The 5,344-nt window shown below is 28.5% G+C and carries 6 protein-coding genes; all 6 read left to right on the top strand.

Annotated elements, in window-relative coordinates; all coding sequences use genetic code 11:
- The first annotated feature begins 308 nt into the window (after positions 1 to 308).
- Entirely contained in the window at positions 309 to 1,175 is an 867-nt protein-coding gene (locus E6248_RS12575; protein WP_316341142.1) for a DegV family protein, read from the top strand.
- A gap of 576 nt (positions 1,176 to 1,751) precedes the next feature.
- Entirely contained in the window at positions 1,752 to 2,417 is a 666-nt protein-coding gene (locus E6248_RS12570) for an amino acid ABC transporter permease (RefSeq protein ID WP_316341141.1), read from the top strand.
- Positions 2,398 to 3,072: an amino acid ABC transporter permease gene (locus E6248_RS12565; protein ID WP_316341140.1), complete on the top strand. Its 675-nt coding sequence runs from the start codon at positions 2,398 to 2,400 to the stop codon at positions 3,070 to 3,072. Before E6248_RS12570 ends, E6248_RS12565 begins: the two co-directional genes overlap by 20 nt.
- Positions 3,073 to 3,084: 12 nt before the next feature.
- Positions 3,085 to 3,831, top strand: coding sequence for an amino acid ABC transporter ATP-binding protein (locus tag E6248_RS12560; protein WP_316341139.1), 747 nt, complete (start codon positions 3,085 to 3,087; stop codon positions 3,829 to 3,831).
- Positions 3,832 to 4,026: 195 nt separating this feature from the next.
- Positions 4,027 to 4,854 (top strand): cysteine ABC transporter substrate-binding protein, encoded by an 828-nt coding sequence (locus E6248_RS12555; protein WP_316341138.1) that lies wholly within the window; start codon positions 4,027 to 4,029, stop codon positions 4,852 to 4,854.
- A gap of 66 nt (positions 4,855 to 4,920) precedes the next feature.
- Positions 4,921 to 5,344, top strand: a 424-nt coding sequence (locus tag E6248_RS12550) for a protein kinase (protein ID WP_316341137.1), incomplete at its 3' end; no start/stop codon positions are given.

Below are 5,344 nucleotides of genomic sequence, written 5' to 3'. Positions count from 1 at the left end.
ATATTATATAAATAATAAATACATTCGTATAAATACTGTATTATTTAGAAGAATATGCAGTATTTTAATTTTTTAACTACTTAATTTTCAAATTTTGGTATTTCAAATGGTTATCTACTAGCATATTCTATTTATCTTTGCAGTTATATTCGCGTTTTATGACTTACTATGTTTTAGATATTGTTAGGGGGAATGGGGATATAATATCTTTCATACAATTATATTTTGACCATCAAAACATTTGACAATGGAATGAGTTGAAGATATAATATGATTAAAAATTAAGAAACTTATAGGAGTTGAATAATATGAGTATAAAATTAATTACAGATTCAGCATGTGATTTATCTATAGATTTTATTAAAGAAAATGATATTGATATAGCTTCGTTAATGGTAAATTTAAATGGAGAATTTATACCAGATGACTTAGGACAAACATTAAAGCATGAGGACTTTTTTAAAGCTGTAAGGGAAGGGGCTATGCCTTCTACTACTCAAGTTAATGTAGGAACTTTTCATGAAATGTTTGAGAAGTATACTAAGGAAGGTAAAACAATCTTATACATAGGTTTATCATCAGTATTGAGTGGAACTATTAGTAGTGCTGTAACTGCTAGAAAGATGATATTAGAAGAATATCCAGAAGCTAAAATTAATATAGTTGATTCTCTAAGCGTATCAGTTGGAGAGGGCTTATTAATATATAAGGCTGTAGAAATGATAAAAAATAATAATACTATTGAAGAAATAGTTAATCATTTAGAATCAATAAAAAGAAAAGTAATTCATGGAATCACTGTAGATGATTTAAATCATTTAAAGAGGGGTGGACGTATTTCTGGAGCTGTTGCTGTAGTTGGTGGATTACTTGGAATAAAACCTACTTTAAAAATTGACAATGATGGTGGAGTGGTTCCTGCTGAAAAGCTAAAAGGAAGAAAGAAAGCTCTAAAGCACTTAGTTAATTTAATTAAAGAAAAAGGAGAAAATATAGAAGATCAAACTATATTTTTATGCCATGCTGACTGTTTAGAAGATGTATTAGCAGTTAAGGAAATGATATTAAATGAGTATAATGTTAAAGGTGTAATAATTAACTCGATTGGAGCGGTTATAGGTACTCATGGTGGTCCTGGAACAATAGGTGTTGTATTCTTAGGCAGTGAAAGATAAGCTAAGGTATTGTCGGACGATAAAAATGAAAAATGAAAGATAACTTAAGGTGTTGTCTTGTAATGAAAAATAAAAAAATTATTAAATGTTAATTAGGCTGTTTCTATAACAGCCTTTTTTTATGCAATTATATTTCTCACAAAGGATAAATTAACGCATAAACTAATTATGGGTTGTTATATTTGTAACATTAATAATTAAGCTAAAATATTTCATACACTTTACAAATTATATAAATAATCTACAAGAATAAATATAATGATAACGAGATTTTTAAGGCGATATTAATCTTTATATGTTGAAAAGTTTAATAATAAATATAAACCAATAACCTTTCTAAGGTAAATAGGATGAATGGGATTTCACAGCCAAAATAAAAGTTAAAAATAGGAATAATTCTATTGACAAAAATAAACAGTATATATAGAATATAGAATATTAACAACAAAACATATCGGAATAGTAGGGATAATAAAACGGAAATAATTAAAGGTTGAGGAAAAACAAAGAGAGAAGAAAATTGTATTTTAGTTTACGTACTGTGAACTTAAATGACTTTACAATGGGGGAATGTAAATGGACATAGATTTTAATTTTATTAGAGAAATTATACCTACATTTATGCAAGGTACAATTATGACTGTAAAGCTTGCGGTAGTTTCTATAATTTTATCTATTTTAATTGGGCTATTAATAGAAACAGCAAGATATTTTAATTTGAAGATTTTAACTATAACTTCTAAGGTGTATATAGAATTTTCAAGAAATACACCTTTACTTATTCAAGTTTTTTTTCTTTATTATGGACTAACTAAGTTTGGAATAAAGCTTAGTGGTTTTGCTTGTGGAGTAATAGGACTAGCTTTTTTAGGAGGAGCTTATATGGCTGAAACCTTTAGAGGAGGAGTTGATGCTGTTGCAAAATCACAAATTGAAAGTGGAGAAGCTTTAGGCCTTAGTAAGAAGCAAATACTGACTAGTATTATAATGCCAATTAGTTTTTCGATTTCAATACCATCAATAGTAGCTAATGCTATTTTTTTAGTTAAGGAGACATCAATTATTGCATCAATTGCAGTAGTAGAGCTTATGTTTGTAACTAAAGATGTTATTGGAATGTATTATAAGACAAGTGAAGCATTAATATTAGTAGTTATATTTTATCTTATTATCTTACTTCCAATCTCAATATTTAGTAGATTTTTAGAAAGGAGGTTAAGGTATGGGGAATTTGGCCAATAACACAATATTTAATATAGATAATTTAAAAAGGTTAATGGAGGGACTAGCTGTAACATTAAATATAGCTTTAGTTTCAGTAATACTATCAACTATTTTAGGAATTTTATTTGGAATTATTATGACTAGTAGAAACAAGGTTATTAAAAGCATTTCCTTTATATATCTTGAAAGTATAAGGATTGTACCTATAATGGTATGGCTTTTTATATTTTACTTTGGAATTCCTAAAGTTTTAAATATCCATATAGATTCAATACTAGTTGGATATATAGTTTTCACATTATGGGGAACTGCTGAGATAGGAGATTTAGTAAGAGGTGCAATAACCTCTATTCCTAAAATATATTATGAATCTGCTATGGCATTATCTTTAAATAAGATAAAAACCTATAGATTTATTATAATTCCAATAAGTATAAGGAGGGTTTTGCCTGGAATAATCAATTTAACTACAAGAATGATTAAGACCACTACTTTAATGACTTTAATTGGAACAGTAGATTTAGTTAAAGTTGGTCAGCAAATCATTGAACGGTCTATTTTAACAGAGCCTCTAACTCCGTTTTGGATTTATGGCTTTATGCTAATAATTTATTTTATTATTTGCTTCCCTATTTCATTAGGGGCAAAAGCTCTTGAAAGAAAGTTAAACTAAGGGGGAAGAATTATGAGTGATAATGTTTTATTAAGGGTGAAAGGCCTAGAAAAGAAATATGGAGAAGTTGAAGCATTAAAAGGAATAGATTTAGAAGTTAAAAAAGGCGAAGTTGTAGTAGTACTTGGACCTTCTGGCTGTGGGAAAAGTACGTTTTTAAGATGTATAAATGGCTTGGAGGAAATAAGTAAAGGAGAAATCCATCTTGAAGGCTATGGTTTATTAGGGAAAGAAATACCTTTTGAAAAGGTAAGGGGAATAGTAGGGATGGTTTTTCAAAGCTATGAATTATTCCCTCACTTAAATGTAATTAATAATATACTTCTTGGACCTACAAAGGCTCAAAATAGAAAAAAGGAAGAAGCAGAAAAACAAGCAGATGAATTATTAAATAGAGTTGGTTTATTTAATAGAAAATTTTCTTATCCAAGAGAATTATCAGGAGGTCAAAAGCAAAGAATTGCAATAGTAAGAGCCTTATGCATGAATCCTGAAATAATGCTTTTTGATGAAGTTACAGCAGCTTTAGATCCAGAAATGGTTAGAGAAGTTTTAATGGTACTATTAGAGCTTGCGAAGAATGGAATGACTATGATAGTTGTAACCCATGAATTAGAATTTGCAAAGCATGTAGCAGATAAGATAGTTTTTATGGAAGAAGGAAAATTAGTAGAAGTAACTACTCCTATGGAATTCTTTAATAATCCAAAAACTGAAAGAGCTAAAAGCTTTTTAGCATCTTTTGATTTATATAAGTAGGGAAAGTTATTAATGAAAGAATTAAAAAATTAAAAAATGAAAGAATGTCTAAAAAAATCCTTACAGATTTTTCAAAGGAAATCTTTAAAACAAAAGATGTTTTGCATTTCAAAACTTCCTTCATTTTTTCATTTTAAAATAATAAGCAATAAGTAATAAAATATTAAAAATTTTAAAAGGGATGGTGTAAATAATATGAAGAAACTATTATCAGTAATTTTTACAGTTGTATTAGCAGTGGGGGTGCTAGTTGGATGTAGTCAAAAGCCACAAGAAAATCAGTCATCAATTGATAAAATAAAGAATGAAGGAAAAGTGAGAATTGGAGTATTTAGCGACAAACCTCCATTTGGCTTTGTTGATGAAAAAGGAGAAAATCAAGGTTATGATGTATATTTAGCAAAGAGAATAGCAAAGGATTTACTTGGAGATGAAAACAAGGTTGAATATGTATTAGTTGAGGCAGCTAACAGAGTAGAATACTTAGAATCAAATAAAGTAGATATAATCCTTGCAAACTTTACTGTAACTCCAGAAAGAAAAGAAAAAGTTGACTTTGCAAATCCTTATATGAAGGTTGCGTTAGGTGTAGTATCATCTGATGGATCACCTATTAAATCAGTTGAAGAATTAAAGGATAAAAAGCTTTTAGTTAATAAAGGAACTACAGCAGAAAGTTACTTTACTAAAAATTATCCAGATATAGAACTAATTAAATATGAACAAAATACAGAAACTTTTGCAGCTCTAACAGATGGTAGAGGAGATGCTTTAGCACATGATAATACTTTATTATTTGCTTGGGCAAAAGAAAATCCAGGATATACAACTTATATTACTTCATTAGGTGATGAGGATACAATTGCGCCAGCAGTTAAAAAAGGAGATACTGAACTTTTAGAGTGGTTAAATAAAGAGATAGATACTTTAATTAGTGAAGGATTCTTTAAAGAAGCATTTGAAAAGACTTTAGCTCCAGCTTATGGAGATACAGTAAAACCAGAATCAGTTATTTTTGAATAAAGATTTGTTATATTATTTCCTTGGAAATAATAGTATATAGTAATAATAATTTTTGGGGAGAGTTTTATGCCTAGAAGCTATTCTTATTCAGCTGATTTTGATTCTGAAACGGAGGAACTTTTTAAAAGTGCTGTATTTCTTGGAGAAGGTCATAATGGAATAGTTTATGAATTGCCAGAAAATAAGGCAATTAAGATCTTTAAGGAGTCAAAATGTTGCAAAGAAGAAGGAGAAATACTTAAAAAGGTTAGTAGATCAAAATACTTCCCTAGATTGTACAATATAGGCAGTTTTTATATGGTAAGGGACAAGGTTCATGGGAAGAGGTTAGATCATTATATTAAGAAAAAAGGATTTAACTATGAAATATCAGAAAGTTTATATTATTTAATTGAAGAGTTTAAAAAATTAAAGTTTGTTAAACTTGATGCAAGGTGCAGAGATATTTATATAACTAATGAGAATAAAGTTATGGTGATAGATCCAAAGC

Source organism: Clostridium sp. (assembly GCF_032552055.1).
GTDB lineage: Bacteria > Bacillota > Clostridia > Clostridiales > Clostridiaceae > Clostridium.
This window is presented reverse-complemented; position numbering and strand designations above follow the sequence as displayed.

Coding starts and splice junctions, on each gene's coding strand:
- E6248_RS12575 (WP_316341142.1), top strand. CDS start 309: ATGAGTATAAAATTAATTACAGATTCAGCATGTGATTTATCTATAGAT.
- E6248_RS12570 (WP_316341141.1), top strand. CDS start 1,752: ATGGACATAGATTTTAATTTTATTAGAGAAATTATACCTACATTTATG.
- E6248_RS12565 (WP_316341140.1), top strand. CDS start 2,398: ATGGGGAATTTGGCCAATAACACAATATTTAATATAGATAATTTAAAA.
- E6248_RS12560 (WP_316341139.1), top strand. CDS start 3,085: ATGAGTGATAATGTTTTATTAAGGGTGAAAGGCCTAGAAAAGAAATAT.
- E6248_RS12555 (WP_316341138.1), top strand. CDS start 4,027: ATGAAGAAACTATTATCAGTAATTTTTACAGTTGTATTAGCAGTGGGG.